Source organism: Pseudomonas sp. LBUM1664 (genome assembly GCF_059695895.1).
The window spans coordinates 990,109-1,016,651 of sequence record NZ_CP166791.1 but is presented as its reverse complement, the minus strand read 5'-3'; the positions used below and the strand labels follow the sequence as shown (position 1 = coordinate 1,016,651).

Annotated in this window: 25 protein-coding genes; 15 read left to right on the top strand and 10 right to left on the bottom strand. The window is 61.2% G+C overall.

All coding sequences use genetic code 11. The features are described from left to right. Window positions 1–2: 2 nt before the first annotated feature. Window positions 3–1,727, bottom strand: coding sequence for an acetolactate synthase 3 large subunit (locus ACA047_RS04725; RefSeq protein ID WP_497357123.1), 1,725 nt, complete (start codon window positions 1,725–1,727; stop codon window positions 3–5). 402 nt (window positions 1,728–2,129) lie between these two features. Between ACA047_RS04725 and ACA047_RS04720 the strand changes: the two genes are divergently transcribed. Further along, entirely contained in the window at window positions 2,130–2,552 is a 423-nt protein-coding gene (locus ACA047_RS04720) for a DUF4124 domain-containing protein (protein ID WP_497357121.1), read from the top strand. Window positions 2,553–2,558: 6 nt separating this feature from the next. On the opposite strand, the gene ACA047_RS04715 is transcribed toward ACA047_RS04720, so the two are convergent. The 3 genes from ACA047_RS04715 to mrcB are packed head-to-tail and all read right to left on the bottom strand — an operon-like array spanning window position 2,559 to window position 5,939. After that, window positions 2,559–2,888 (bottom strand): YqcC family protein, encoded by a 330-nt coding sequence (locus tag ACA047_RS04715; protein ID WP_497357119.1) that lies wholly within the window; start codon window positions 2,886–2,888, stop codon window positions 2,559–2,561. Further along, a complete protein-coding gene (locus ACA047_RS04710) occupies window positions 2,888–3,604 on the bottom strand; it encodes a tetratricopeptide repeat protein (protein WP_497357117.1) in 717 nt (238 codons plus the stop codon). The genes ACA047_RS04715 and ACA047_RS04710 overlap by 1 nt, the downstream gene beginning before the upstream one ends. 16 nt (window positions 3,605–3,620) lie before the next feature. Further along, complete coding sequence (mrcB, locus tag ACA047_RS04705) at window positions 3,621–5,939, bottom strand: penicillin-binding protein 1B (RefSeq protein WP_497357115.1); 2,319 nt, start codon at window positions 5,937–5,939, stop codon at window positions 3,621–3,623. Between the two features lie 117 nt (window positions 5,940–6,056). Between mrcB and ACA047_RS04700 the strand changes: the two genes are divergently transcribed. The 3 genes from ACA047_RS04700 (at window position 6,057) to ACA047_RS04690 (ending at window position 8,550) form a co-directional block, all read left to right on the top strand. Beyond that, on the top strand, window positions 6,057–7,613 hold the full coding sequence (locus tag ACA047_RS04700; protein ID WP_497357113.1) for a bifunctional aminoglycoside phosphotransferase/ATP-binding protein: 1,557 nt from the start codon (window positions 6,057–6,059) through the stop codon (window positions 7,611–7,613). A gap of 90 nt (window positions 7,614–7,703) precedes the next feature. Further along, a complete protein-coding gene (locus ACA047_RS04695) occupies window positions 7,704–8,045 on the top strand; it encodes a pentapeptide repeat-containing protein (RefSeq protein WP_497357111.1) in 342 nt (113 codons plus the stop codon). A gap of 232 nt (window positions 8,046–8,277) precedes the next feature. Beyond that, entirely contained in the window at window positions 8,278–8,550 is a 273-nt protein-coding gene (locus tag ACA047_RS04690) for a TfoX/Sxy family protein (RefSeq protein ID WP_232201597.1), read from the top strand. Between the two features lie 246 nt (window positions 8,551–8,796). On the opposite strand, the gene ACA047_RS04685 is transcribed toward ACA047_RS04690, so the two are convergent. The 4 genes from ACA047_RS04685 to ACA047_RS04670 are packed head-to-tail and all read right to left on the bottom strand — an operon-like array spanning window position 8,797 to window position 12,346. Next, window positions 8,797–9,645 carry a ChaN family lipoprotein gene (locus ACA047_RS04685; protein WP_497357109.1) on the bottom strand — a complete coding sequence of 283 codons (849 nt, stop codon included), beginning with the start codon at window positions 9,643–9,645 and terminating at the stop codon, window positions 8,797–8,799. Window positions 9,646–9,666: 21 nt separating this feature from the next. Continuing rightward, the gene (locus ACA047_RS04680) at window positions 9,667–10,434 is read right to left on the bottom strand and encodes a heme ABC transporter ATP-binding protein (protein ID WP_497357107.1); all 768 of its coding nucleotides are present in this window, start codon (window positions 10,432–10,434) and stop codon (window positions 9,667–9,669) included. Beyond that, complete coding sequence (locus ACA047_RS04675; RefSeq protein WP_497360222.1) at window positions 10,434–11,417, bottom strand: FecCD family ABC transporter permease; 984 nt, start codon at window positions 11,415–11,417, stop codon at window positions 10,434–10,436. Before ACA047_RS04675 ends, ACA047_RS04680 begins: the two co-directional genes overlap by 1 nt. Before the next feature lie 50 nt (window positions 11,418–11,467). Then, window positions 11,468–12,346 (bottom strand): heme/hemin ABC transporter substrate-binding protein, encoded by an 879-nt coding sequence (locus ACA047_RS04670; protein WP_497357105.1) that lies wholly within the window; start codon window positions 12,344–12,346, stop codon window positions 11,468–11,470. A 170-nt stretch (window positions 12,347–12,516) separates the two neighbouring features. Here ACA047_RS04670 and ACA047_RS04665 point away from each other — a divergent pair, with 170 nt between their 5' ends. After that, a complete protein-coding gene (locus ACA047_RS04665) occupies window positions 12,517–12,834 on the top strand; it encodes a Rieske (2Fe-2S) protein (RefSeq protein WP_497357103.1) in 318 nt (105 codons plus the stop codon). On the opposite strand, the gene sfsA is transcribed toward ACA047_RS04665, so the two are convergent. Together sfsA and ACA047_RS04655 are read right to left on the bottom strand one after the other, a co-directional pair. Next, window positions 12,790–13,545, bottom strand: coding sequence for a DNA/RNA nuclease SfsA (sfsA, locus tag ACA047_RS04660; RefSeq protein ID WP_497357101.1), 756 nt, complete (start codon window positions 13,543–13,545; stop codon window positions 12,790–12,792). The two genes, ACA047_RS04665 and sfsA, sit on opposite strands and share 45 nt — an antisense overlap. Further along, complete coding sequence (locus ACA047_RS04655) at window positions 13,545–14,717, bottom strand: pyridoxal phosphate-dependent aminotransferase (protein ID WP_497357099.1); 1,173 nt, start codon at window positions 14,715–14,717, stop codon at window positions 13,545–13,547. The genes sfsA and ACA047_RS04655 overlap by 1 nt, the downstream gene beginning before the upstream one ends. A 327-nt stretch (window positions 14,718–15,044) precedes the next feature. Here ACA047_RS04655 and dksA point away from each other — a divergent pair, with 327 nt between their 5' ends. The 10 genes from dksA to panD all read left to right on the top strand — a co-directional run bounded on the left by dksA (window position 15,045) and on the right by panD (window position 26,343). Further along, on the top strand, window positions 15,045–15,488 hold the full coding sequence (gene dksA, locus ACA047_RS04650; RefSeq protein WP_497357097.1) for an RNA polymerase-binding protein DksA: 444 nt from the start codon (window positions 15,045–15,047) through the stop codon (window positions 15,486–15,488). A gap of 216 nt (window positions 15,489–15,704) precedes the next feature. Next, window positions 15,705–16,595 carry a tRNA glutamyl-Q(34) synthetase GluQRS gene (gluQRS, locus tag ACA047_RS04645; protein WP_497357096.1) on the top strand — a complete coding sequence of 297 codons (891 nt, stop codon included), beginning with the start codon at window positions 15,705–15,707 and terminating at the stop codon, window positions 16,593–16,595. Between the two features lie 78 nt (window positions 16,596–16,673). Continuing rightward, window positions 16,674–16,850: a hypothetical protein gene (locus ACA047_RS04640; RefSeq protein ID WP_003176118.1), complete on the top strand. Its 177-nt coding sequence runs from the start codon at window positions 16,674–16,676 to the stop codon at window positions 16,848–16,850. Then, window positions 16,834–19,788: a sensor histidine kinase gene (locus ACA047_RS04635; protein WP_497357094.1), complete on the top strand. Its 2,955-nt coding sequence runs from the start codon at window positions 16,834–16,836 to the stop codon at window positions 19,786–19,788. The genes ACA047_RS04640 and ACA047_RS04635 overlap by 17 nt, the downstream gene beginning before the upstream one ends. 22 nt (window positions 19,789–19,810) lie before the next feature. Beyond that, window positions 19,811–21,244: a sigma-54-dependent transcriptional regulator gene (locus tag ACA047_RS04630; RefSeq protein WP_497357092.1), complete on the top strand. Its 1,434-nt coding sequence runs from the start codon at window positions 19,811–19,813 to the stop codon at window positions 21,242–21,244. Window positions 21,245–21,960: 716 nt separating this feature from the next. After that, window positions 21,961–23,358 carry a polynucleotide adenylyltransferase PcnB gene (locus ACA047_RS04625; protein WP_497357090.1) on the top strand — a complete coding sequence of 466 codons (1,398 nt, stop codon included), beginning with the start codon at window positions 21,961–21,963 and terminating at the stop codon, window positions 23,356–23,358. 3 nt (window positions 23,359–23,361) lie between these two features. Further along, window positions 23,362–23,847, top strand: coding sequence for a 2-amino-4-hydroxy-6-hydroxymethyldihydropteridine diphosphokinase (gene folK / locus ACA047_RS04620; protein WP_497357088.1), 486 nt, complete (start codon window positions 23,362–23,364; stop codon window positions 23,845–23,847). Between the two features lie 276 nt (window positions 23,848–24,123). Continuing rightward, window positions 24,124–24,924 carry a 3-methyl-2-oxobutanoate hydroxymethyltransferase gene (panB, locus tag ACA047_RS04615; RefSeq protein WP_497357086.1) on the top strand — a complete coding sequence of 267 codons (801 nt, stop codon included), beginning with the start codon at window positions 24,124–24,126 and terminating at the stop codon, window positions 24,922–24,924. Further along, window positions 24,921–25,781: a pantoate--beta-alanine ligase gene (gene panC, locus ACA047_RS04610; RefSeq protein ID WP_497357084.1), complete on the top strand. Its 861-nt coding sequence runs from the start codon at window positions 24,921–24,923 to the stop codon at window positions 25,779–25,781. Before panB ends, panC begins: the two co-directional genes overlap by 4 nt. 181 nt (window positions 25,782–25,962) lie before the next feature. Continuing rightward, window positions 25,963–26,343, top strand: coding sequence for an aspartate 1-decarboxylase (panD, locus tag ACA047_RS04605; protein ID WP_003228271.1), 381 nt, complete (start codon window positions 25,963–25,965; stop codon window positions 26,341–26,343). Window positions 26,344–26,543: the final 200 nt, after the last annotated feature.

Below are 26,543 nucleotides of genomic sequence, written 5' to 3'. Positions count from 1 at the left end.
GATTAGGTACGCTCCGTCTTGCTCAGCCACATATCGCGCATGGAGCCGTCTTTGATCTGCATCGGGTAGACGTGCTCACTGGTGTCAACCGAAATATCGATCACCACCAGACGATCTTTCATGGCGAACGCTTCCTCCATCTTCGACTTCAAATCTTTCGATTCGGTGATACGCACGCCGACGTGACCATAGGCCTCTGCCAGCTTGACGAAATCAGGCAGCGATTCCATGTAGGAGTGCGAGTGACGGCTGCCATAACTCATGTCTTGCCACTGGCGAACCATACCCAACACGCCGTTGTTCAGGATAACGATCTTCACCGGCAAACCGTATTGCAGACAGGTGGACAGTTCCTGAATATTCATCTGGATACTGCCTTCGCCGGTGACGCAGGCAACGTCAGCCTCCGGAAAGCTCAACTTGATACCCATGGCCGCCGGGAAACCGAAGCCCATGGTGCCCAGGCCACCGGAGTTGATCCAGCGGTTGGGCTTGTTGAACTTGTAATACTGCGCAGCGAACATCTGGTGCTGGCCCACGTCGGAGGTCACAAAGGCATCGCCCTTGGTCACTTCGCACAGGGTTTCGATCACAGTCTGCGGCTTGATCACACTGCCGTCGCCCTTGTCATAAGGGAACAGCCCACGATCGCCACGCCATTCATCCACCTGCTTCCACCAACTGGCCACGGCTTCCTTGTTCGGAGCCTCGCCGATTTCCTTGAGAATGGCGACCATTTCGGTCAGCACGCTCTCGACAGGGCCGACAATCGGCACATCTGCCTTGATGGTCTTGGAAATGGACGCCGGGTCGATGTCGATGTGGATGATCTTGGCGTTCGGGCAGAACTTCGCCGGGCCGTTGATAACACGGTCATCGAAACGCGCGCCGACCGCCAGGATTACATCGGCGTGGTGCATCGCCAGGTTGGCGGTGTAGCTGCCGTGCATGCCGAGCATACCGATGAACTGACGATCCGTGCCTGGGTAGGCACCCAGGCCCATCAGGGTATTGGTGACCGGCAGGTTGAGCATTTTCGCCAGCTCGGTCAGTGGCGCGGAGCCACCACCGAGGATCACACCGCCCCCCGAATACAGCACCGGACGCTTGGCCGCCAGCAGCATTTCGGCTGCCTTGCGGATTTGCCCGGAGTGACCGCGCACAGCCGGGCTGTAGGAGCGCAGCTTGGCTTTTTTCGGGAAGATGTATTCGAACTTCTCGGCCGGGTTGGTCATGTCTTTGGGGACATCGACCACCACCGGGCCCGGACGACCGGACTCTGCCAGGTAGAAGGCTTTCTTCATGACTTCCGGGATTTCCGAAGCGTGCTTGATCATGAAGCTGTGCTTCACGATCGGCCGGGAGATACCGATCATATCGGTTTCCTGGAACGCATCGGTGCCGACCAGGGTGCTAGGCACCTGACCGGAGATGATCACCATCGGAATGGAGTCCATGTAGGCGGTGGCGATACCGGTGATGGCGTTCGTGGCGCCAGGACCGGAAGTCACCAATACCACGCCAGCCTTGCCGGTGGCACGGGCATAGCCGTCAGCCATATGGGTCGCCGCTTGCTCGTGACGAACCAGGATGTGGGTCACTTCCGGTTCTTTGAACAGGGCATCATAGACATGAAGAAGAGCACCACCGGGGTACCCGTAAATATATTTGACGCCTTCGTCACGCAAAAAGCGGACGAGCATCTCACCGCCAGATAAAAGCTCCACGTTGTTCACCTCTAAAACGCCAGAATACCGACCCGCAAAAAAGGGGACGGGTCTTAATAGGTTTACTTCTCGGCAGAGCATGAGCGACGGTGGTCGCCGACTACGTCAGCACTGACTGAGCAAGTATTGGGAGCGTCCCAAGTGTTGCGGGCCTTTCCCACCCAGCGCGAGGTAACGCGTTGCGGGTGTAACAGGTCGGCGCGGATGTGCGCCTCATGATCTGCCGAGTGGGCCTGCTTCTGGCAGTCCCTCTACAGCGGACTTTGGATTCTTCTGTTTCGCCTTCTGCAAGTCAAGTCGTCAATGTGCTTTATTCGAAGTAAGCGCATGAGAACGCAAGAAAAAACCTTTAAACGGCAACTGTGTTAGCTTCAATTGCGCAACCCAAGACAAGGAAACAGCATGCGAATGTTCTTCTTGACGGCCAGCCTGCTGGTTGGCCTGAGCCCGATGTGCATGGCCGGTCAGGTCTACAAATGGGTGGATGCCCAGGGGGTGACCCACTTCGATGCCCAGCCGCCCCAAGGCGCAGAGGCCACGACCGTGATCAAGCCCTCTCCGTCCGTCGCAAAACCACCAGCGCCAGCGCCTGCTGGAGTCATTGGCGACCAAAAGGCCATCGATCAACAGGTAAAGAAACAGGTTGCCGAGCAAGAAGCCCAGCTCAGGACGTTCTGCGAGCAGGCCCGGACCAACCTGGCACAACTGCAGAACAACCCGAGAGTACGCGAAGACGTGGAAGGGGAAATGCGCCGCCTCACGGACGAAGAGCGGCGCCAGCGAATCGGCGAAACCCGCAAGCAGATCGACGAGCACTGCCAGTAACGGCGGTCAGCCGACGTCGATGATCAACTGGTCGAACTGCGCCAACAGCCGCTGCAATTTAACGCCCTGCCCTGGCCGCTGGGCGTAGACCATTTCAGCCATGGCAAGGATGCCCGAGGCGCTGGGCAGCGGCAGGTCATTTTCCAGGATGGCTTTCATGCGCGACAGGAAAATCCATTGCAACCATTGCTCGAAGTCCAGGGTGTCGACCGCGAACGGTTCGACACTGGCCAACGCTTCGGCCGAAGGCGAAACACTGCTCCACCAGCCCTGGACCCGCAGTTCCCGCTCGATCAGCAGCAACTGATCGGCAATCTGAGGCAAGCGCGTATCCATCAGAGCGAAACCTTGGCCTTCTGACGGGCCAGTGCCGCACCAGCAGAATCGCCTTGTTTCTCACGGGCCTGGGCGATCAACTCCCACAGGCTGGCCTGAAGTGCCGGACGACCGCTGGTGAATGTCAGGCCGCGACGGGCAAGTTGTTCGGCTTGCGGCGCATCGCCCTGGGCCATGCGCACCTGGGCCAGGCGATAAAGAACCTGAGGTTCGCGCGGCGCGACACGCTGGGCACGCTCCAGGCTGGAAGAGGCACCGTTGAGATCACCACCGGCCTGCTGCTGTTGCGCGGTGGTCAGCAGGGCCAGCACCGGCCCATCCAATTGCTCATCGGCGGACAACCCACCCGAACTGGCCGACGGGACTCTGCTCGGTGTCGAAGGCATGCTGTAGCTGCCCTGATCGATCGGCGAAGTCTCGATAGGCCCCGGCGTGATGGGGCCCGGCGTGATCGGCGTGCTGCTGATCGGTGTCGACGTCGTGGCGCCACCGGGCACCATCACTACGACACCGGTGTCGCCCTGAGGGATCGCCTGGGTCTGGCCCTGCACCGGCCGTTTCACTGTCGTTTGACGGAAACCGCCGTTGGCCGAGATCCGCTCACTGTTGGAAACAGCAGTCCCGGAGTCGACAACCGGAATCGAACCGCGCTGTACGCTAGAGCAACCACTGAGCAAAGCCACGGCAGTTACCGCTGGAATCAACCACTTGTTCACTTGAAACCCTCTTTGCTTAATGCATCCAGTCTTTGACCCAATCCATCACCGATTCGGCGGGATTTGTCCCGCCACAGGCTGCACCGGGTGGCGGTTCGCTGCCGCGAATATACGGCATCTGCACCGCGCCCGGGCAATTGGCGTCGGAGCCTTGCCCAGTGCGCGAATCGACCCAGGCTTGAACGATGTTGTCCGGCTGCGGCATGTCCAGCGGCAACGGGTCGGCCTTGCGCATGAAACTGGTCCAGACCTGCAATGCGCCGGTGGCACCGGTGAACGGGGTCTTGCCGTTGTCGTCGCGTCCGAGCCAGACCACGGCTAGCAGGTCCTGGCTGAAACCGGCGAACCAACTGTCGCGCGAGTCGTTACTGGTACCGGTCTTGCCCGCCAGGGTCAGGGTCCGGGGCAGCACGTTATAAACCGAACTGCCGGTGCCTTCGCGCATGACCCGCTGCATGGCGTTCTGGATCAGATAAATGGAGGCCGGATCGAAACGCTGCTGGATCTGGAACGGATAACGCTTGAGCGGCTCGCCATCGGCGGTGAGCACGCTGCGGATCCCGCGCATCGGCGTGTTGAAGCCGCCGTTGGCCAGCGTCTGGTACATGGCTGCCACTTCGATTGGCGTCAGGCCGCCGGCCCCCAGCAACATCGACGGGAAGGCCGGGAATTCGCGGCTTACACCCAGACGCGCGAGGGTCTTGAGCACGTTTGGCACGCCCACTTCCAGCCCGAGGCGAGCCGTCGAGAGGTTGTAGGAGTGAGCCAGCCCCTGGTACAGGAACACCGTGCCGTGGGAGCGGCGATCATAGTTCTGCGGCTTCCAGACCTGACCGTCTGCGCCCTTGACCGAGAATGTCTCATCCGACAGCCAACTGGTCAGCGTGTACTGGCTCGGCTTTTCCAGGGCGGTGAGGTACACCGCCGGCTTGATCAGGGAACCGATCGGGCGGACCGCATCCAGGGCCCGGTTGAAACCGGCAAAGCTGGCCTGGCGGCTGCCGATCATGGCTTGGACTTCACCGGTTTCCGGGTTGGTCACCACCATGGCGGCTTCGACGTCCTCGGCGCCCTTGCGCCCGGCCAGCCGTTTGAACGTGTCCTCGACCGACGCTTCGGCCTTCATCTGCAGGATCGGGTCGAAACTGGTGAAGATCCGCAGGCCTTCTTCGGTCAAGTCTTCGTCGCGGTAGTCTTCACGCAGTTGACGTTTGACCAGGTCGAGGAAACCGGGGAACGAGCTGTCCGCCAGACTGCCGCGCGTGGTCACGCCCAGCGGCATCTTCTTCGCCGCTTCGACTTGCTCGGCCGTCGCCACGCCCTGTTGCTGCAGCAGGTCGAGCACCAGGTTGCGCCGCTCAAGGGCACGCTCCGGATTACGACGCGGGTTGTAGGAAGACGGCCCCTTGACCATGCCCACCAGCAATGCCACCTGATGCAGTTTGAGCTCGGACAACGGCTGGCTGAAGAAGAACTGGCTGGCCAGACCGAAACCGTGCACCGCCCGCTGGCCATCCTGACCGACGAACACCTCATTGAGGTACGCCTCGAGAATTTCCTGCTTGCTGTAATGCAGCTCCAGCAACAGCGCCATCATGGCTTCGGTGAGCTTGCGGCTCAGGCTGCGTTCGTTGGTCAAATAGAAGTTCTTGACCAGTTGTTGGGTCAGCGTACTGCCGCCCTGGCGCATATGGCCCGAGGACGTGTTGACCCAGACGGCCCGCGCAATCGACTTGGGCGAGACACCAAAGTGATGATAGAAATCGCGGTCCTCGACGGCGATCAGCGTATCGAGCAGGAACGGCGGCACCTGGTCGATCTTGATCAGGATCCGGTCTTCGAGATTCTTGGGGTACAGGCCACCGATCAGCAACGGCTCAAGGCGCACCACCGACAGGCTCGCATTATTGGCGCCCGTCAGCGCAGCCACATAGTCGCCGGAGAAACGCACCCGCACCGGTTGCGCCTGTTCCATGCCCTCATAGAACTGGAAGCCACGGGTATTGAGGTCGACGGTATTGCCGTTGACCGAGGCCGCGCCTGGGCCATTGGCCACGCTCTCACGGCGATAGCCCAAGGCATCGAGTTCGGTCAGGAAATCGTCCCGGCTCAGCTTTTGTCCGACGAACAGCTCCAATGGCCGTGCATAGACCTTGGCCGGAATGGTCCAGCGCTTGCCGGAGAACTTCTCCTGGACCACCGCATCGAGATAGACCGCAAAACCGGCGAGCACGACGAGGCCCACCAGGCTGAGTTTAAGGGCCCAGCCCAGCCAGGGCCGCAGGCGGCTGGCGGGTGGTTTCTTGGGGTTACGGGGGGATCGGGTACGAGTCATGGCGGCGGATTATACGCACTTTGCCGCGGTTCAACATGAGCCCGGCGAGGTTTGCGTTAACGGCGCTTGCCGCCATAATGACGGCCTTGAATTTTTCCAGACTCCGAAGGATCGCCCGTGAGCCAATCCCTGATCGCTGCCCTGCAAAACCCAGCCCTTTACCCGCATCCCGTCGAAGGGTTCCAGGTTATCGAAACCCACATTTCCTGGGTATTGCTCACCGGGCCTTACGCCTACAAATTCAAAAAACCGGTCAACTTTGGCTTCCTCGACTTCACCAGCCTCGAGGCACGCAAGCATTTCTGTGGCGAAGAGCTGCGCCTGAACCAGCGCCTGACCCAGGACCTGTACTTGCAAGTGCTGCCGATTACCGGCAGCGCCGAAGCGCCACAACTGGGTGGCGACGGCCCGGCCATCGAATACGCCTTGAAGATGCGTCAGTTCCCGCAGAGCCAACTGCTCAGCACGCTGCAAGCCAACGGCGAACTGACCACCGCGCACATCGACGAAATGGCCGCACAGATCGCCCAGTTTCACCTCTCCACACCCACAGTGCCCGCCGAAAACGACGCTGGCACTCCGGACAGCGTGATGGCGCCGGTACGGCAGAATTTCGAACAGATCCGTCCATTCCTCAGCGACAAGGCTGACCTGTTGCAACTCCAAGCGCTGCAAGCCTGGGCTGAAAGCAGCTTCGAACGCCTCAAGCCGCTGTTCACCCAGCGCAAGGCCGAAGGTTTCATCCGCGAATGCCACGGTGACATCCACTTGGGCAACGTCACCTTGATCGATGGCAAGGTGGTGATTTTCGACTGCATCGAGTTCAACGAGCCATTCCGTTTCACCGACATCTACGCCGACACGGCATTCCTGGCGATGGACCTGGAAGACCGTGGCCTCAAGTCGTTGGCGCGGCGTTTTGTCAGCCAATACCTGGAGCTGACCGGCGACTACCAGGGCCTGGAACTGCTGAACTTCTATAAAGCCTACCGCGCCTTGGTACGCGCCAAGGTCGCGCTGTTCAGCATGCCGGCCGAAGCCGATCCGGTGCAACGCGCCACCACCCTGCGTCAATACCGTAACTACGCCAACCTGGCCGAAAGCTACAGCACCATTCCTTCGCGCTTCCTGGCCATTACCCACGGTGTTTCGGCCGTCGGCAAAAGCCACGTCGCCATGCGCCTGGTGGAAGCGCTGGGGGCCATCCGTCTGCGCTCGGACGTGGAGCGCAAGCGCCTGTTCGGTGAGCAGCAAGTGCCAAACGACCCACAGGCCGGCATCTATAGCAGCGACGCCAGCAGCGCCACCTACACCCGCCTGCATGAAATTGCCGATGTAATCCTGCGCGCCGGGTTCCCGGTGGTGGTCGATGCCACTTACCTCAAGCGCGATCAGCGCGACGCCGCGGCGAAAGTTGCCGAAGCCACGGGCGCACCGTTCCTGATCCTCGATTGCAACGCGCCGCAAGCCGTCATCGAAACCTGGCTGGCGCAGCGTCAGGCTGATCAAAAAGACCCATCCGACGCAAACCTGGCCGTTATCGCCGCACAACAGGCCAGCCGTGAAGCCCTCACCCCGGCGGAAATCCTCTGCAGCAAACGGGTCCAGACCAACGAAAGCGGTACGCTCGATGTCGTGGTCGCGCAAATTCGCCAGCGCTTACCAGGCTTGTAAAAACTATTTCGGCCGTGGGGCCTTCCCTGCCTTCACGGCCGTCAAATAGTGGCACTATACTGGCGTCATAAAACCAACAGGTGATGTGACATGAACCAACCCAAGCTTCTCAGCACCCCGCTTTATGCCTTGCTGCGCAAAGACGATATTGCAGGCTTCAACAAGGAACGGCCTCAAGGTCCGGTCGACATGTGCGGCGGCGATTTTCGTGGCCTGGATCTGCGGGAGTTGAACGCAGACGATATTGATTTCACTGACGCTTACTTTCGCTCCGCCGATTTACGCGGCATCGACTTTCGTAAGTCGTCACTGGAAGGCGCGAGCCTGGCCCATGCGCAAATATCCGGCGCCTACTTCCCGTCCGAACTGCCCGCCGACGAGATCCTGATGTCGATGAACTTCGGCACCCGGCTGCGCTACCGTACTCGCTGATCCTGTGGAAACCGGGTAGGCCAAACGAGGCAGACCTGCTGCAGACCGAATTGAGCTCCAGCGCCCCTGCCTGCGCTGGACGATGCATCTTGCTGCAACTTCCCGACTATCGTGCGTAATGCATTAGAAGCTTTTGCAACGAATCCCACCAAAGAATCACGCTTTTCCTACTGACCGCTACACTGCTCAGAGGCTTGCCCACTGCACCAATCGGCCGTCGCAAGGAGGCTCGATGAATGATGAATTGCAACACTTGAAAAATTTGGGCAAGACCTCAGCCCAGTGGCTGCATGCCGTGGGCATCCACAGCGCCTCGGATTTACGCCGGCTCGGAGCAGTGGACGCCTACCGCGCAGTACGTACTCGCGGCTTCAGGGCTTCCAAGGTATTGCTGTACGCCATCGAGGGCGCGTTGATGGATGTGCATTGGAACGACATTCCTGCCGAACGCAAGGAAGCCTTGAACAAGCAGTTGGACGCCATTTCGACACGCAACAAAGCCTGACGCCCCCTTTGTTTGCAGACGCTACGCCGTAGATACCCAGGCGATTTCGGCGAATCGAAAAACAATGTTTGACATGGTAATGAGAATCGCTATGATTACCACATCCAGTCGCGAGACTGGTCGATATTTGAACAGCCCTTGGTTCGGACTCTCAGATATCTCCTCATCAGGCTAATCACGGTTATTTGACCCGGCTTTTGCCGGGTCTTTTTTTGTCTGTAGCACCACCATTTCCGTAGGATCGCCTCAGCCCTTGGTGTTTTCACGCATCTGCGCGCAGTAATCCTGAGGCGGTGTGGCCGGGGTGTACCAAACGTAATCCGCCATGGGCGATGTAACGTCGCTGCCCTCCTCGGCCAGCATCAGGACTACCGGCGCTTGGCGAGCGCCAAGATCCAGCGCATGCAGCGGCACGCCGACATCCTTTCGCCCATGCCAGGCACCGGCAAATAACAGAGCAGGCGTCGGCGCAGCCAGCAAACGTTCGGCCATTCGCCGGTCACGCTGTTGCTGGACGGCCAGCATCGCTGGCATTTGCGATTCCGGCAGCAGGCCACAGTGGGATTCGCGGATCTGCTCCAACAGCGCATCCCTCACAGTGACCGCATTGGCGCGAGCACCACTCAAGCCCGGTGCTTGTCGATAGAAGCGTTGGATTTCGACGGCGTCCAGATTGGCGGCCAGCAGCGGGTAGTGTTGCGCCAGGGCGAACTCGACAACAGGCCCATACAAACTCCAGTCCCAGCCCGGCGACCAACCCAGGGCGTTGGGCAGATCCGTTGGCAAGGTGGGTAACTGGCGGACCGCGTCGACCCGTGGCTGCTGTGATGGCGTCAGCATCTCCAGCAGCAGACTGCCTTGGGCCCGCTGCCCGGCCAAGGCCTGAAGCAGCCATAGCTGCAGCGCGTGGTGATCTCGATTGTCGTGTTGCTCGCCCACCACCACCCGAGGCGCCTGCGCCAGGCGTTCGACCAACGCCTGCGGCGTGAGGGCCTGGCCGTTGTGCAAATCCAGAATCCGCCCACTGACCGGGGGCGGTGCAATGCTCTGACAAGCCGTCAGGACACTCAATGCCAGAATCAGGATCAGGCGCACGTCTACATCCTCAAGGTGCCCTCAGCGGGCAATGATCAATGGATGCCCGCGCTCCGGGTGGGGTTGCACCAGCACTTCCAGGCCAAACACCGCTTTGAGCGGCTCCGGGCGCAGCACTTGTTGCGGCGTGTCCAGGGCCACCGGCCGGCCGGAGGCGAGCAATAACAGGCGATCACAGTAACGCGCCGCCAGGTTCAGGTCATGCAGGATCACCAGTACAGCTGCGCCGCGATCAGCGAACTCACGTACCGCTTGCAGGATGGTGTGCTGATGCAACGGATCGAGCATCGAGGTCGGCTCATCCAGCAACAACGTTTGCCCCGCTTCCCCCGGCCACAACTGCGCAAGCACCCGAGCCAGATGCACGCGCTGGCGCTCACCCCCGGACAACGCCAGGTAACTGCGACCGTGCAAATGCGCCGCGTCTGTGGCTTGCAGCGCCAGGTCGACGATTTGCCCGTCACGCACCCGACCACTCTGATGAGGCAGACGCCCCATGCCAACCACTTCTGCTACGCGGAACGCAAAATCCAGGGTCGAGGATTGCGGCAATACCGCCAGGCGACGGGCGCGCTCGGCGCCGTCCCACTGGGCCAGTGGCCGATCATCGAGCCAGACCTGTCCCTGGGCCGGACGTAATTCGCCGCACAGGCTCGCCAGCAAGGTACTTTTACCGGCGCCGTTGGGTCCGAGCACACCGAGCACCTCGCCCGGGTGGAGTACCAGATCGACATCCGCCAGCACGGTTTTTCGGCCACGGTGAATGTGCAGGTTCTGCGCTCGCAACATCACGCGCGCCCTCGCAGCAATAAATAAAGAAAGAACGGCGCCCCGATAAATGCCGTGACGATGCCGATCGGCAATTCCGCCGGAGCTAAAGCCAAACGCGCCACTAAGTCGGCGAACAGCAGCAGGCTTGCCCCCGCCAGTACTGAAGCCGGCAGCAACACACGATGGTCGGGCCCGACCATCAGCCGCACCAGATGCGGTACCACCAGCCCGACAAAACCGATCATGCCCGCAGCCGCCACCGCCGCGCCGACACCCAGGGCGGTGCAAAACACCAGCTCACGCTTGAGCCCTTCGACATCGACGCCCAAATGGGCGGCTTCGGATTCACCCAATAACAATGCATTGAGCGCCCGAGCCCGACGTGGCAGCCAGAGCGCCACGCCAGCGCTGACCAGCAACAGCGGCCACAACCGCGCATAGCTGGCCCCGTTCAGACTGCCCAGGTTCCAGAACGTCAGGGTGCGCAGGGTCGCGTCGTCCGCCAGATAGGTGAACAGGCCGACTGCCGAACCGGACAGTGCGGTCAGGGCAATACCGGCCAGGAGCATGGTCGCAACGTGAGTCTGGCCGTTGCGCCGACCGAGACGATAGACCAGCGCCGTGACTCCAAGCCCACCGAGAAACGCACACAACGACAACACGTACGGGCCAAACGCTTCGGGTAACCCACCCAACGCCGAGCCACCAACAATGGCAAAGGCTGCGCCCAGCGCCGCGCCGCTGGACACGCCCACCAGGCCCGGATCGGCCAGCGGGTTGCGGAACAAACCCTGCATCACCACACCGGACAACGCCAATACCCCGCCCACCGCCAAACCCAGCAAGGTACGCGGCAAACGGATCTGGCCGAGGATCAGCTCGGCCTGCTCCAGGCCATCGCTGGCCACCGGCAAACCCAGCAGACGCAACGCGGCCCGCAGGGTATCGAACAGAGGCAAGCTCACCGGCCCCAGGGCCAGGGACAACCAGATCGCCAACAGACACAACAGGCTCAGGCCGACGAACAAGGTGCGCGGTTTGACCAACGGGGTCATGGCGTCTTGGCCGACTCGGTCGGATAAAACCCGGCCGTCAGTTTCACCAGGCTTTGCGGCAATCGCGGGCCCAGCCCGCCGACCAGCAACGTCGGGTCAAGCTCGATAACGCGCCCGTCCCTGGCGGCTTGGGTCGAGGAGAGAATCGGGTTTTCCTTGAACAGCGCCGTGCGAGCTTCATCGCCGCTCAAGGCGCGATCGGCGAATACCAGCACTTCAGGGCTCAGGCTGGCCAGGGCTTCCACGGAAAATGGCTTATAACCGCTGTGGGTCGCCAGGTTTTGCCCACCCGCCTGCTGCAACAGCCAGTCGGCGGCAGTACCCTTGCCGGCGACCAGAGGCTTGCCGCCGGCGCTCGCCACCAACAGCAACACGCCGGGAGCCTTTTGCTTGAGCTGGACTTCATTTACCCGGGCTTTTTGCTGGTCGAGCTGCTGTTGATAGCTGTCGAACAGTTGCGCAGCCTGAGGCTCGGCTCCCAGCAGTTGACCCAGGTGCCGCAAATTGCCCTGCAGGGTCGGCAGATCAGGTGTGGCCGAGAACAACTCAACCTTTACCCCGGCACTGCGGATCTGCGACAGCACCGGTGGCGGTCCCATTTCTTCGGTGCCCACCAGAATCTGCGGACGCAGGCTTAGCACGCCCTCCGCCGACAGCTGTCGCTGATAGCCGATGCTGGGCAAGGCTCGCAAGGATTCGGGATGCTGGCTAGTGGTGTCCACACCCACCAGTTTCGATTCGCCACCCAGCGCACTGACCCACTCCGACAATGCGCCGCCGGCACTGACCCAGCGTTGCGGCAAATCGGCCGCGGTGGCCCCCTGGTTGATCAGCAGTGCGACACAGAGCGCAGCAACGCGGATATTCAAGCGCATCAGGCAGCTTCCTCAAAGACGTTTTTCACAGCATGGGCCCGCCAGCCCAAGTATCCTCAGACCCTGCGAAGGAGGCGCCATTTGATAATTGTTTTCATTTAGCCGTCAAGCGTGAACATTTCCAGACACATCAAGCCATGAGAGATCCCACAGGTTTACCGAGGACACGCATGAAGTTTCTTTGCACCGCCACCGAATTGCCCGACAACGGCAGTCGCGGCTTTGACATCGATGGACGCAAGGTGCTGGCCGTGCGACGTGCAGGCCAGGTTTATGTTTATCTCAACCGCTGCCCGCACCGCGGTGTGCCACTGGAGTGGAAAGCGGACCAGTTTCTCGACCCCAGCGCCAGCCTGATCCAGTGCGCCACCCATGGCGCACTGTTTCTGATCGAAAACGGTGAATGCGTGGCCGGGCCGTGTGCCGGGCAGTTCCTGGCTGCGTTAGACAGCCGGGAGGACGCGCAAGGCATCTGGGTCGAGCTGTAGGGGTTCGAGCAGCACCGGCAATGGACGGTCTACCCACATGTGCTCGGGCGTCAGCGTGGCCCCATAGGCCAGCACCTCCACACCCGCTGCCACCGCGTCGCGCAACGCGGCCGCGTACACCGGGTCGATTTCCTGTGCCGGGCGCACCGCGTCGATGCCACTCAGGTTCACACAATACAGTTGCACCGCCCGTACACCTTCTCGGGCCAGGCACGCCAGCTCCCTCAAATGTTTGGCGCCACGCGCCGTCACCGCATCGGGAAACGCCGCCACATTCGTGCCATCGAAACCCAACGTGACGCTTTTAACCTCGACCCAGGCCGAGCGATGGTCGTAGTCCAATCTAAAATCGATACGACTGTTTTCCACGCCGTAAGCCACTTCACGCTTCAGCCCGGTAAAGCCGTTCAGTTCGCTGATGACCCCGGCACGCAATGCCTCTTCGATCAAGCCGTTGGCCCGCGCAGTATTGATGCAGGCCAACCGCCCCTGAGGGGTTTCGCCTATTTCCCAAGTGCCGGGCAATTTGCGCTTGGGGTCGCTGGAGCGGCTGAACCAGACGCGCGCGCCTTCAGCCATGCAATTGAGCATCGAGCCCGTGTTAGGGCAGTGAATGGTCAGCAGTTCGCCATGAACGGTCTCGATATCGGCGAGAAAACGCTTGTAACGTCGAATCAGTCGACCTTCTTCCAAAGCAGGAGAAAAACGCATCAGCCTTGCCAGCTCCGCAGTCCGCGCGCGATCCGATCCACCGCTTCCTGTAACCGCGGCAGGCTCTGGGTGTAGGCGAAACGCACATGGTGGCCGGCCTGATAGCGTCCAAAATCCAGCCCCGGCGTAAACGCCACGTGTTCGGTTTCCAGGAAATGCTGGCAGAACGCAAAGGCATCGCCGCCGAATGCGCTGATATCGGCATAGAGGTAAAACGCGCCTTGCGGCTCTACCGCGATACCGAAACCCAATTCACGCAAGGCCGGCAGCAGAAAGTCGCGACGCAGCGCGAACTCGGCACGACGCTGCTCGAAGATTGCGATGGTGGCAGGTTCAAAACAGGCCAGGGCCGCGTACTGAGCCATGCTCGGTGCGCTGATGTAGAGGTTTTGCGCGAGCTTCTCCAGCTCACCGACGGCCGCCGAAGGGGCCACCAGCCAGCCAAGCCGCCAGCCGGTCATGCCGAAATACTTGGAAAAACTATTAAGGACAAAAGCATCGTCGTCGACTTCCAGTACGCTGGCGGCGTCGGTGCCGTAGGTCAAGCCATGATAGATCTCATCCACCACCAGATGGCCGTTGTGCCCCTTGATTGCCTTGGACAGCCCGGCCAGCTCGTCCCGGGTAAGAATCGTCCCGGTCGGGTTGGCTGGCGACGCCACCAAGGCGCCGACGCTGTGCTGGTCCCAATGCCGGTCCACCAGGTCCGGCGTCAGTTGGTAACGCACGTCGGGGCCAACCGGCACCAATTGCGCCGCGCCTTCCACCAGGCGCAGGAAGTGACGGTTGCAGGGATAACCGGGGTCGGCCAACAGCCAATGCTTGCCCGGGTCCACCAGCAAGGCGCTGGCCAGCAGTAACGCGCCGGACCCGCCCGGGGTGACCAGGATGCGCCGGGGATCGATGTCCACCCCGTAGCGCTGGTCATAAAAACCGGCGATGGCTTCGCGCAGTTCGGGAATGCCACGGGCGGCGGTGTAACGGGTCTTACCCGCAGCCAAGGCGGCCTGGCCCGCCCGGATGATCGGCTCGGCCGTGGTGAAGTCCGGCTCGCCGATCTCCAGATGGATGACGTCGTGCCCCGCGGCCTGCAATTCGTTGGCACGGGCCAGCAGCGCCATCACATGGAAAGGTTCGATGGCGCGGCTGCGCGCGCTATAGGGCTGAGCCATTAGCCTTCCTTCAACAGAAAAAAGAACCGATTCTACCCAACCCTGGAACAAGCGTGAGCCTAAAGCGGTCTGATCCCGTGGATTGCTGGAAATGACTCCAGCGATTGGCCCAGGCTTGACTAGAATCAAGCATTGAGCAGGATTGCAGCTCCACCGAGCCGTACCCGAACCCCGCTTGCAAGCCCCGGCCGCCGCAGGCTCGACAACCGGGAGTAGCGCGGCCCGATTTGATCTGGTAAGTTCGCCCGCTTGCAGCCGCAGGGCCGGCAGGTGTCGGTGATGGAGCAATCCTGCGTAGTGGATTACAAGAGTAGAGGCGGTCCATTCATGCCCACCCAAGCAAAGCAGAATCAACCTCAGTCGCTCAGCGGGTTTGAGCCGTATGTACCGAAGGCCGGCGAGGAGTACATGGGCGCCCCCATGCGCGCGCACTTCACCAAGATCCTGAATAAGTGGAAACAGGACTTGATGCAGGAAGTCGACCGTACCGTTGATCACATGAAAGACGACGCGGCCAACTTCCCCGATCCGGCCGACCGTGCTAGCCAGGAAGAGGAATTCAGCCTCGAACTGCGCGCCCGTGACCGTGAACGCAAGCTGATCAAGAAAATCGACAAGACCCTGCAACTGATCGAAGACGAAGAATACGGTTGGTGCGAGTCCTGCGGCGTCGAGATCGGCGTCAAGCGACTGGAAGCACGTCCGACCGCCGACATGTGTGTCGACTGTAAGACCCTGGCGGAAATCAAGGAAAAACAGGTCGGCAAGTAATCGCCGGGCTGTTACAAAAAACGGAGCGTTCATACGCTCCGTTTTTTGTTTCTGAAACCTTGATACCCCCTGAACCTTGCAATCCTTTTGTGGGAGCGGGCTTGCTCGCGAAAGCGATAGAACATTCAACATCTGTGTCAACTGACCCACCGCATTCGCGAGCAAGCCCGCTCCCACAATGTGCTTCTGCCGGACCAGAGCTAGTAACATTCCCCCATGACTGCCACCGCCCCCTACATCGGCCGCTTCGCCCCCACGCCCAGCGGCCACCTGCACTTCGGTTCGCTGGTCGCCGCGCTGGCGTCGTATCTGGATGCCCGGGCCGTGGGCGGGCGCTGGCTGTTGCGCATGGAGGACCTCGACCCGCCACGGGAACAACCGGGCGCACAAGCGGCGATTCTCAAGGCGCTGCAAAGCTACGGGTTTGAATGGGACGGCGAGATGGTCCGCCAGAGCGAGCGCCATGAGGCCTACGATCAGGTCATCACTCGGCTGTTCAATCAGGGCTTGGCCTATGCCTGCACCTGTTCGCGCAAACAACTGGAGGCGTATCAGGGCATTTATCCGGGGCTGTGTCGCAACGCCGGGCACGGCACCGACGACGCCGCCATCCGTCTGCGCGTTCCTGAGCTTGAGTACCACTTCACCGACCGGGTCCAAGGCGAGTTCCGCCAGCATCTGGGCCGCGAGTCCGGTGACTTCGTGATCCGTCGTCGCGACGGGCTCTACGCCTATCAACTGGCCGTGGTGCTGGACGACGCCTGGCAAGGAGTGACCGATATCGTTCGCGGCGCCGACCTGCTGGACTCCACACCGCGCCAGTTGTACCTGCAAGAGCTGCTTGGGCTGGCACAACCGCGTTACCTGCACGTGCCGTTAATCACCCAGCCGGACGGGCACAAGCTCGGCAAATCCTACCGCTCGCCACCGCTGGCGGCCGATCAGGCCTCGCCGTTGCTGCTGCGGGCATTGCGCGCGCTGGGCCAGCAACCGGGGCCCGAACTGGCCGATGCCAGCCCACGGGAACTGCTGGATTGGGGCATTCGCCACTGGGATGCAGCCAAGATCCCGCGCACACTGACCCTGCCCGAAGCGCAAATACGGTGACGGCCCTTGCAGCTTGGCGCCCATCCGTTACCATCGCCACACGTTTTCGGGCACGCCCATAAATTAAGAGAGGCCGGGATGTACATCTATCGCTTGGTCCTGCTCCTGGTAGTGGGGATTTATCTGTTCTCCCCGGCCATCATGGATTGGTGGATCGACGCCACGGGTGCCTGGTATCGGCCGTATCTGCTCTGGCTGATCCTGATTGTCGTGACCTTCATCCTGCAGAGCCAAAAAGATGCCGATGAGCTTTAGCCTGACCGAGATGATCCTGATCAGCGCGGCCTACCTGGCAGTGCTGTTCGGCGTGGCCTGGATCAGCGAACGGGGCATGATCCCACGGGCGATCATCCGCCACCCGCTGACCTACACCCTGTCGCTGGGCGTCTATGCCAGCGCATGGGCGTTCTATGGCACAGTCGGGCTGGCCTATCAATACGGCTATGGTTTTCTGTCCAGCTACCTCGGTGTGTCAGGGGCATTCCTGCTGGCGCCGGTGCTGCTCTACCCGATCCTGAAAATCACCCGCACCTACCAACTGTCGTCCCTGGCCGACCTGTTCGCGTTTCGTTTCCGCAGCACCTGGGCCGGCGCGCTAACCACAATTTTCATGCTGGTGGGCGTGTTACCGTTGCTGGCCCTGCAAATCCAGGCGGTGGCCGACTCCATCAGTATCCTGACCCGTGAACCGGTGCAGCACCGGGTCGCGCTGAGTTTCTGCGCCCTGATCATTCTGTTCACGATTTTCTTCGGTTCGCGGCACCTCGCCACCCGGGAGAAACACGAAGGCCTGGTGTTCGCCATTGCCTTCGAGTCGGTGATCAAACTGATCGCCATCGGCGGCGTCGGCCTCTATGCCTTGTACGGCGTGTTCGATGGCCCGCAACAGCTTGAGCTTTGGCTGCTGCAGAACCAGACCGCCCTCGCCGCCCTGCACACCCCCCTGCAAGAAGGGCCGTGGCGCACGCTGTTGCTGGTGTTCTTCGCTTCGGCGATCGTGATGCCGCACATGTACCACATGACCTTCACCGAAAACCTCAACCCACGCTCACTGGTAAGTGCGAGCTGGGGCCTGCCACTGTTCCTGCTGCTGATGAGCCTGGCCGTGCCGCTGATCCTGTGGGCCGGGTTGAAACTGGGGGCCAGTACCAATCCGGAATATTTCACCCTGGGCATCGGCATCGCCGCCAACAGCAAGGCCCTGGCGTTGCTGGCTTACATCGGTGGCCTGTCGGCGGCCAGCGGCCTGATCATCGTCACCACGCTGGCGCTGTCGGGCATGGCCCTCAACCATCTGGTGCTGCCGCTCTACCAGCCGCCGGCCGAAGGCAATATCTACCGCTGGCTGAAATGGACTCGTCGGGCACTGATCGTCGCGATCATCATGGCCGGCTACGGTTTCTACCTGATGCTGGGTGAGGGGCAGGACCTGGCCAACCTGGGCATCGTCGCGTTCGTCGCCACCTTGCAATTCCTGCCCGGCGTGCTGTCGGTGCTGTATTGGCCGACCGCCAACCGCCGCGGCTTCATTGCCGGGTTGCTGGCAGGGATCCTGGTATGGCTGGTCGCCATGCTGTTGCCGCTGCTGGGCAACTTGCAGGGTTTCTATATTCCGCTGCTGAACATGATCTACGTGCTCGACGACACCAGTTGGCACATGGCAGCCATCGCCTCGCTGGCGGCGAACGTGTTGATGTTTACCCTGATCTCACTGTTCACCAACGCCAGCAGCGAAGAGGCCAGCGCCGCCGAAGCCTGTGCGGTGGACAACGTTCGTCGCCCACAACGCCGCGAATTGCACGCCGCCTCGCCACAGGAATTCGCCACGCAACTGGCCAAGCCGCTGGGCGCCAAGGCCGCGCAAAAGGAAGTCGAACAGGCCCTGCGCGATCTTTACCTGCCATTCGATGAACGCCGCCCTTACGCCTTGCGCCGACTGCGGGATCGGATCGAAGCCAACCTGTCCGGCCTGATGGGCCCCAGCGTGGCCCAGGATATGGTCGAGACTTTCCTGCCTTACAAGGCCGGTGGCGAGAACTATGTCACTGAAGACATTCACTTCATTGAAAGCCGCCTCGAGGATTACCACTCGCGCCTGACCGGCCTGGCCGCCGAACTGGACGCCTTGCGTCGTTATCACCGTCAGACCTTGCAGGAGCTGCCGATGGGCGTGTGCTCCCTGGCCAAGGACCAGGAAATCCTGATGTGGAACAAAGCCATGGAAGAGCTGACCGGGATCGCGGCCCAGCGCGTGGTCGGTTCACGCCTGAGCACCTTGGGCGACCCGTGGAAAGGCTTGCTGCAAGGGTTCATCGACCTGCCGGACGAGCATCTGCATAAACAACACCTGGCCCTCGACGGCCAGACCCGCTGGCTGAACCTGCACAAGGCGGCGATCGACGAGCCGCTGGCGCCGGGCAACAGTGGCCTGGTGCTGCTGGTGGAAGACCTGACCGATACCCAGATGCTCGAAGACAAGCTGGTCCACTCCGAGCGGCTGGCGAGTATTGGCCGGCTGGCCGCCGGGGTGGCCCACGAGATCGGCAACCCGATCACCGGCATTGCCTGCCTGGCGCAGAACCTGCGCGAAGAGCGCGAGGACGACGGCGAGTTGACGGAAATCAGCGGGCAGATCCTCGAACAGACCAAACGCGTGTCACGCATCGTCCAATCGCTGATGAGCTTCGCCCATGCCGGCGGTCACCAGCACAACGATGAGCCCGTGTGCCTGGCCGAAGTCGCCCAGGATGCCATTGGTTTGCTGGCCCTCAACCGGCGCAATTTCGAAGTGCAATTTTTCAACCTGTGCGACCCGGATCATTGGGTCGACGGCGATCCCCAGCGGCTCGCCCAGGTGCTGATCAACCTGCTGTCCAACGCGCGGGATGCCTCACCGGCCGGCAGCGCGGTGCGGGTCAAGAGCGAAGCCAGCGAGCACACGATCGACCTGATCGTCGAAGACGAAGGCAGCGGTATCCCACAGAACATCATGGATCGATTGTTCGAACCTTTCTTCACCACCAAGGACCCTGGCGAAGGCACCGGTCTGGGCCTCGCACTGGTCTATTCCATCGTTGAAGAGCATTATGGACAAATCACCATCGACAGCCCGGCCGATGTACAAAGCCAACGCGGCACCCGTATCCGGGTGACCCTGCCGCGTCATGTCGAAGCGACGTCCGCTGTGAACTGAGACCGTCGAGAGAATCGAATCAATGCCGCACATTTTGATCGTCGAAGACGAAACAATTATCCGCTCCGCCTTGCGTCGCCTGCTGGAACGCAACCAGTACCAAGTCAGCGAAGCCGGTTCCGTGCAGGAAGCACAAGAGCGTTTCAGCATCCCAACGTTTGACCTGATCGTCAGCGACCTGCGCCTGCCCGGCGCCCCCGGCACCGAGCTGATCAAGCTCGGCCAGGGCACGCCGGTGCTGATCATGACCAGCTACGCCAGCCTGCGCTCGGCGGTCGACTCCATGAAAATGGGCGCGGTGGACTACATCGCCAAACCGTTCGACCACGACGAAATGCTCCAGGCCGTGGCCCGCATCCTGCGCGACCGACAGGCGGCGACCAGCAACCCACCGGAACCGACGAACGGCAAAATCGCAGCCTCCGCAAAAGCCGGTGCCAGCAACAATAACGGCGAAATCGGCATCATCGGCTCTTGCCCGCCCATGCAGGACCTGTACAGCAAGATCCGCAAAGTGGCGCCGACCGATTCCAATGTCCTGATCCAAGGCGAATCCGGTACCGGTAAAGAACTGGTGGCTCGTGCCCTGCATAACCTGTCTCGTCGGGCCAAGGCCCCGATGATCTCGGTGAACTGCGCGGCGATCCCTGAAAGCCTGATCGAATCCGAGCTGTTCGGCCACGAGAAAGGTGCGTTCACCGGTGCCAGCGCCGGGCGTGCCGGGCTGGTGGAAGCGGCGGACGGTGGCACACTGTTCCTCGATGAGATCGGCGAGCTGCCACTGGAAGCCCAGGCGCGGTTGCTGCGGGTGCTTCAGGAAGGCGAGATCCGCCGGGTCGGCTCGGTGCAGTCGCAAAAAGTCGACGTACGCCTGATCGCCGCCACTCACCGGGACCTCAAGAGCCTGGCGAAAATCGGCCAGTTCCGTGAAGACCTGTATTACCGCCTGCACGTGATCGCCTTGAAGCTGCCGGCACTGCGCGAGCGTGGTGCGGACGTCAACGAAATCGCCCATGCTTTCCTCGCCCGCCAGAGCGCTCGGGTCAACCGCACCGACCTAAAGTTCGCCCCGGATGCCGAACAGGCCATTCGTCATTACGCCTGGCCGGGTAACGTTCGAGAGCTGGAAAACGCGGTCGAGCGGGCAGTGATCCTGTGCGAGAGCCCGGAAATCTCCGCCGACCTGCTGGGCATCGACATCGAGCTGAGTGATCTGGACGATGAAGAGTTCATCGGCCTGGCCCCTCAACAAGGTTCCGCCAACAACACCAGCCACGAGCCGACCGAAGACCTGTCCCTGGAAGACTACTTCCAGCATTTCGTCCTAGAACACCAGGATCACATGACCGAGACCGAACTGGCGCGCAAGCTGGGCGTAAGCCGCAAGTGCCTGTGGGAACGCCGCCAGCGCCTGGGTATTCCGCGACGCAAGACCGGGGTGGCCAGCGAAAGCTGACGTGCGCGGGTAACACCGCCAGATGTGAAAAAACTGTTACCTCAGCTTTTTCACGTAACAGAAGCCGGGGTTTACGGTAACGAAACCCCGGCTTTTTTTCGCCCTGAAAAAACCGGAATAACCATAGAACCCCCGGTTTCGCTGGGCTTTTCAAAAGTTGGCACGCACCCTGCTATAGCTTTGGTACAAGAACAATAACAAGCAATGTACACGACAATAAAAATAAGACGAATCGACTCACGCACAATAAAAACAAGACGGCGAGAGGCGTAGCTAACTGATTCTTTTGGAGAGGCGTTGTATTTGGGGCTTGCCCCACAACCAGGCCGAGAACAATAAAAAGCTGTCTCAAGACAGATGCCTGAACTGGTTGGATCGATTGATCACTGCAACACAGCGACCAAAGCAATCCGTTTGCTCTTGGCTCCCGATTGGGAGAGTCACGAAGGGAAAACCTCGTGACGCGGGCACTCAATAAAAACAAGAAGCCCGAAACCAATAATAAAAACGAGCATGCAACTAATTCTGGGGGAGCTTCGGCTCCCCTTGTGGTTTCTGTCATTCCCCTTCCCTGAAGCCTACAAGGTTTGTCGCTAGAAGCTTGCAGCTCAAAACTGCTCCGTCCTACACCATCCCCCGACTAAATGCTAGAATCCCCGCCCATCATGCGGTCATTCTTTGTTTTTGGCCGAATATTCCTTCAAACAGTGCATCCCATGCTGAAGAAGCTGTTCCAGTCATTCCGTTCTCCCTTGCGTCGTACGCAACACATTCGCAGCACGCCTGAAGTGCTCAACAGCGGCCAGCATTCATTGCAAAAGGCCCAGTTCAGCCGTTATGCGGTGAACATCGTCGAACGCCTGCAGAACGCCGGGTACCAGGCTTATCTGGTCGGCGGGTGCGTGCGCGACATGTTGCTCAACATCACGCCCAAAGATTTCGACGTCGCCACCAGCGCCACGCCGGAACAGATACGGGCCGAATTTCGCAATGCGCGGATCATTGGCCGGCGCTTCAAGCTGGTCCACATCCACTTCGGTCGCGAAATCATCGAAGTGGCGACTTTCCGCGCCAACCATCCGCAAAACGATGAGGAAGAAGACAGCAACCAGTCTTCTCGCAACGAGAGCGGGCGCATCCTGCGCGATAACGTCTACGGCACGCTGGAGGAAGACGCGCAACGCCGCGACTTCACCATCAACGCCCTGTATTACGATCCGGTCAGCGAACGCATCCTCGATTTTGCCAATGGCGTTCACGATATCCGCAATCGCCTGATCCGCCTGATCGGCGATCCCAAGCAGCGTTACCAGGAAGACCCGGTGCGGATGCTGCGGGCCGTGCGCTTCGCCGCCAAGCTGGATTTCGGCATCGAGAAACACAGCGCCGCGCCGATTCGCGAACTGGCCCCGATGCTGCGGGAAATCCCTTCGGCACGCCTGTTCGAGGAAGTGCTCAAGCTGTTCCTGTCGGGCAACGCGGCAGACACCTTCGAAATGCTGGTGGACCTGCAACTGTTCGACCCGCTGTTCCCGGCCAGCTCCGAAGCGCTGGAGCACAACCCGACCTACACCCACACCCTGATCAGCGAAGCGCTGATCAACACCGACCTGCGCATCAAGCAGAACAAACCGGTGACCCCGGCCTTCCTGTTCGCCGCATTGCTCTGGCCCGCCCTGCCGGCCCGGGTGCTGCGCCTGCAAGACCGTGGCATGCCGCCGATCCCGGCGATGCAGGAAGCCGCCCACGAACTGATCAGCGAACAGTGCCAGCGCATTGCGATTCCAAAACGCTTCACGATGCCGATCCGCGAGATCTGGGACATGCAGGAGCGCCTGCCACGGCGCAGCGGCAAACGTGCCGACCTGTTGCTGGACAACCCACGTTTCCGCGCCGGCTACGACTTCCTGCTGTTGCGCGAAAGCGCCGGCGAACAGACCGATGGCCTGGGCGAATGGTGGACCGACTACCAGGACGCCAACGACAGCGAGCGCCGCGAGATGATTCGTGAGCTCAGCGGCAAGGAAGACGGCGCCAGTGGCCCGCGCAAGCGGCGTCGCAGCAGCGGTGCCAAGCGTAAACGTGCCGGTGCTCCGAGCGCTTCGGGCGAGTAAGCGATGGAACGCGTCTACATCGGCATGGGCAGCAACCTGGCCGAACCCACCGCACAATTGCGCAGCGCCATCCAGGCGCTGGCGCAACTGCCCGAGACCCAACTGGCGGGGGTTTCAGCCTTTTATCAAAGCGATTCCCTGCTGCCGGGCCAGCCACGCTACACCAATGCGGTGGCGGTGCTGGACAGCCGCCTTGCACCGCTGGACCTGCTCGATGCGCTGCAAGCCATCGAAACCGGGCAAGGTCGCAAACGCCTGGAACGCTGGGGCCCGCGCACTCTGGACCTGGACATTCTGCTGTTCGGCGAACGCCTGATCGACGACCCCCGTCTCAAAGTCCCCCACTGCCACATGCAGGCCCGGGCCTTCGTGCTGTATCCGCTGGCGGAGCTGGCGCCCGCCGACCTGCGCCTGGCCGATGGGCGCCTGCTCAAGGACCTGCTTGCCGCGTGCCCGTTTGCGGGCCTGGAACGCTTGCCCCCTAACTGACGAAGATCACCCCCTGCTCGCGCCCACAGGGGGTGGTGTCAGGCACCTCCCGTCAAGCTGAAACGCATCAGTAACCCCGGTAACACACGGCGGTAACACATCCAATTGACTTCCCGAGTGCTCCTCACGACTATAGGCGTCCCGTTGCCGCCAACGCGGCGCTAAAGGGCGCAATCCAGGCCTTACAAGCACCACGCATAGAGGGTGCGCCTGTATAAATGACGAATCATGCGCGTTACTCGCAGTAGTTCACGAGCGCCTAATGAGGACTTTTTCATGCCAGCTATTACCCTGACCACGCTGCAAGGTCTCAAGCAAAAAGGTGAAAAAATCACCATGCTGACCTGCTATGACGCAACTTTCTCCCACACCTGCAACGAGGCCGGTGTCGAAGTATTGCTGGTGGGCGATTCCCTCGGCATGGTGCTGCAAGGTCACGACAGCACGCTGCCGGTGACCACCGCCGACATGGCCTACCACGTGGCCGCCGTCAAACGCGGTAACACCGATGCGATGATCCTCGCCGACCTGCCGTTCATGGCCTATGCCACCCTCGAACAAACCATGACCAACAGCGCCCAGCTGATGCAGGCCGGCGCCCACATGGTCAAAATAGAAGGTGCGTTGTGGCTGGCCGATTCGATTCGGCTGCTGGCCGAGCGTGGCATCCCGGTGTGCGCGCACATGGGCCTGACACCGCAATCGGTGAACATCCTCGGCGGCTACAAAGTCCAGGGTCGCAATGAAAACCAGGCGCGGCAGATGCGTGCCGATGCGATTGCGCTGGAGCAGGCCGGGGCCGCGATGTTGCTGCTCGAATGCGTGCCCAGCGAGCTGGCTGCAGAAATCACCCAGGCGGTGAAGATCCCGGTGATCGGGATCGGCGCCGGCAGCGCCACCGACGGCCAGGTGCTGGTGCTGCACGACATGCTCGGGCTGTCGATCACCGGCCGCGTGCCCAAGTTCGTGAAGAACTTCATGGTTGGGAAAACCACCATCCAGGCCGCCCTGGGCGCTTACGTTGCCGAAGTCAAAGCGGCGACCTTCCCAGGCGTCGAACACGGATTTTCCGCATGAACACCGTTAAAACCGTACGCGAACTGCGGGCCGCCGTGGCCCGTGCCCGCAGCGAAGGCAAGCGCATCGCCTTCGTGCCGACCATGGGCAACCTGCACAGCGGTCACATGGCGCTGGTGACCAAGGCAGCGCAACGGGCCGACTTCGTGGTGGCGAGCATTTTCGTCAACCCGCTGCAATTCGGCGCCGGCGAAGACCTGGACAAATACCCGCGTACCCTGGCGGCCGACCAGGAGAAGCTGCTCCAGGCCGGCTGCCACCTGCTGTTCACCCCAAGCGTCGATGAGATGTACCCCGACGGCATGACCGGACAAACCCGGGTCAGCGTCCCGCAATTGTCCGAAGGCCTGTGCGGCGCCAGTCGGCCGGGGCATTTCGAGGGTGTGGCGACGGTGGTCAGCAAGCTGTTCAACATGGTCCAGCCTGACCTGGCGGTGTTCGGTCAAAAAGACTTTCAGCAGCTGGCAGTGATCCGCGCGCTGGTCCATGACCTGAACATGCCGACCCAGATCATCGGCGAACCGACCGTTCGCGCCGAGGACGGCCTGGCGCTGTCGTCGCGCAATGGTTTCCTCAGCCCTGAGCAGCGCGCCGTCGCGCCATTGGTCTATCGCAGCTTGAGCCAGATTGCCGAAGCGATCAGGCAGGGGCAACGGGATTTCCCGGCGTTGGTTGCCGAGCAAATCAAGCAACTCGAAACCGCGGGCCTGCGTCCCGATTACCTTGAAGTCCGCCATGCCCGAACCTTGCGTCCGGCCACGAGCGAAGACCGCGACTTGGTGATTCTGGTAGCCGCCTTCCTGGGCACCACGCGGTTGATCGACAACCTGCACCTGGACCTCGACGCAACCGCCTGAACCCACAACCGCCCTAATGTGGGTGGGCCCTGTGGGAGCAGAGCTTTGCTCCCACAGGGCTAGCTCCCACCGGGGTTGTGCGCGGTCTTACAGACTGCATTCGCACATCCCTCATGTATTGCCGCCTCCAAAGCCTTCGGGCAAACTGCCCGCCGTTCGGATCCGACCAAAGGAAACATTCATGCACGCCATCATGCTCAAGGCCAAGCTGCATCGCGCCGAAGTCACTCACGCCGTGCTCGATTACGAAGGCTCCTGCGCCATTGATGGTGAGTGGCTGGACCTGTCGGGTATCCGTGAATACGAACAGATCCAGATCTACAACGTAGATAACGGCGAGCGCTTCACCACCTACGCCATCCGTGGCGAGGAAGGTTCGCGAATGATCTCGGTCAACGGCGCAGCAGCGCATAAGGCCAAGGTGGGTGACCGCGTCATCATCTGCGCCTACGCCCACTACAGCGAAGCCGAACTGCTCAACTTCAAGCCACGCATGCTGTACATGGCGCCGGGCAACGAGCTGAGCCACACCAGCAATGCCATCCCGGTTCAGGTTGCCTGATCGAACCCGAGCATCACCACTCCCTTTATGCCAGGAAGGCCGAATCGGCCTTCCGTCTGTCGGCCCCTTCCCAAGCCTGTTGTTAAAAAAGTACCGGGAACCGGTCTGACAAAGCCAAGACAGATCGCAACGCGAGGTTTACTGTAGTCGCCCTGCGCCCAGAGATCGTGTCGACGCAGTGTCCGGACGCCCGCCTCAAG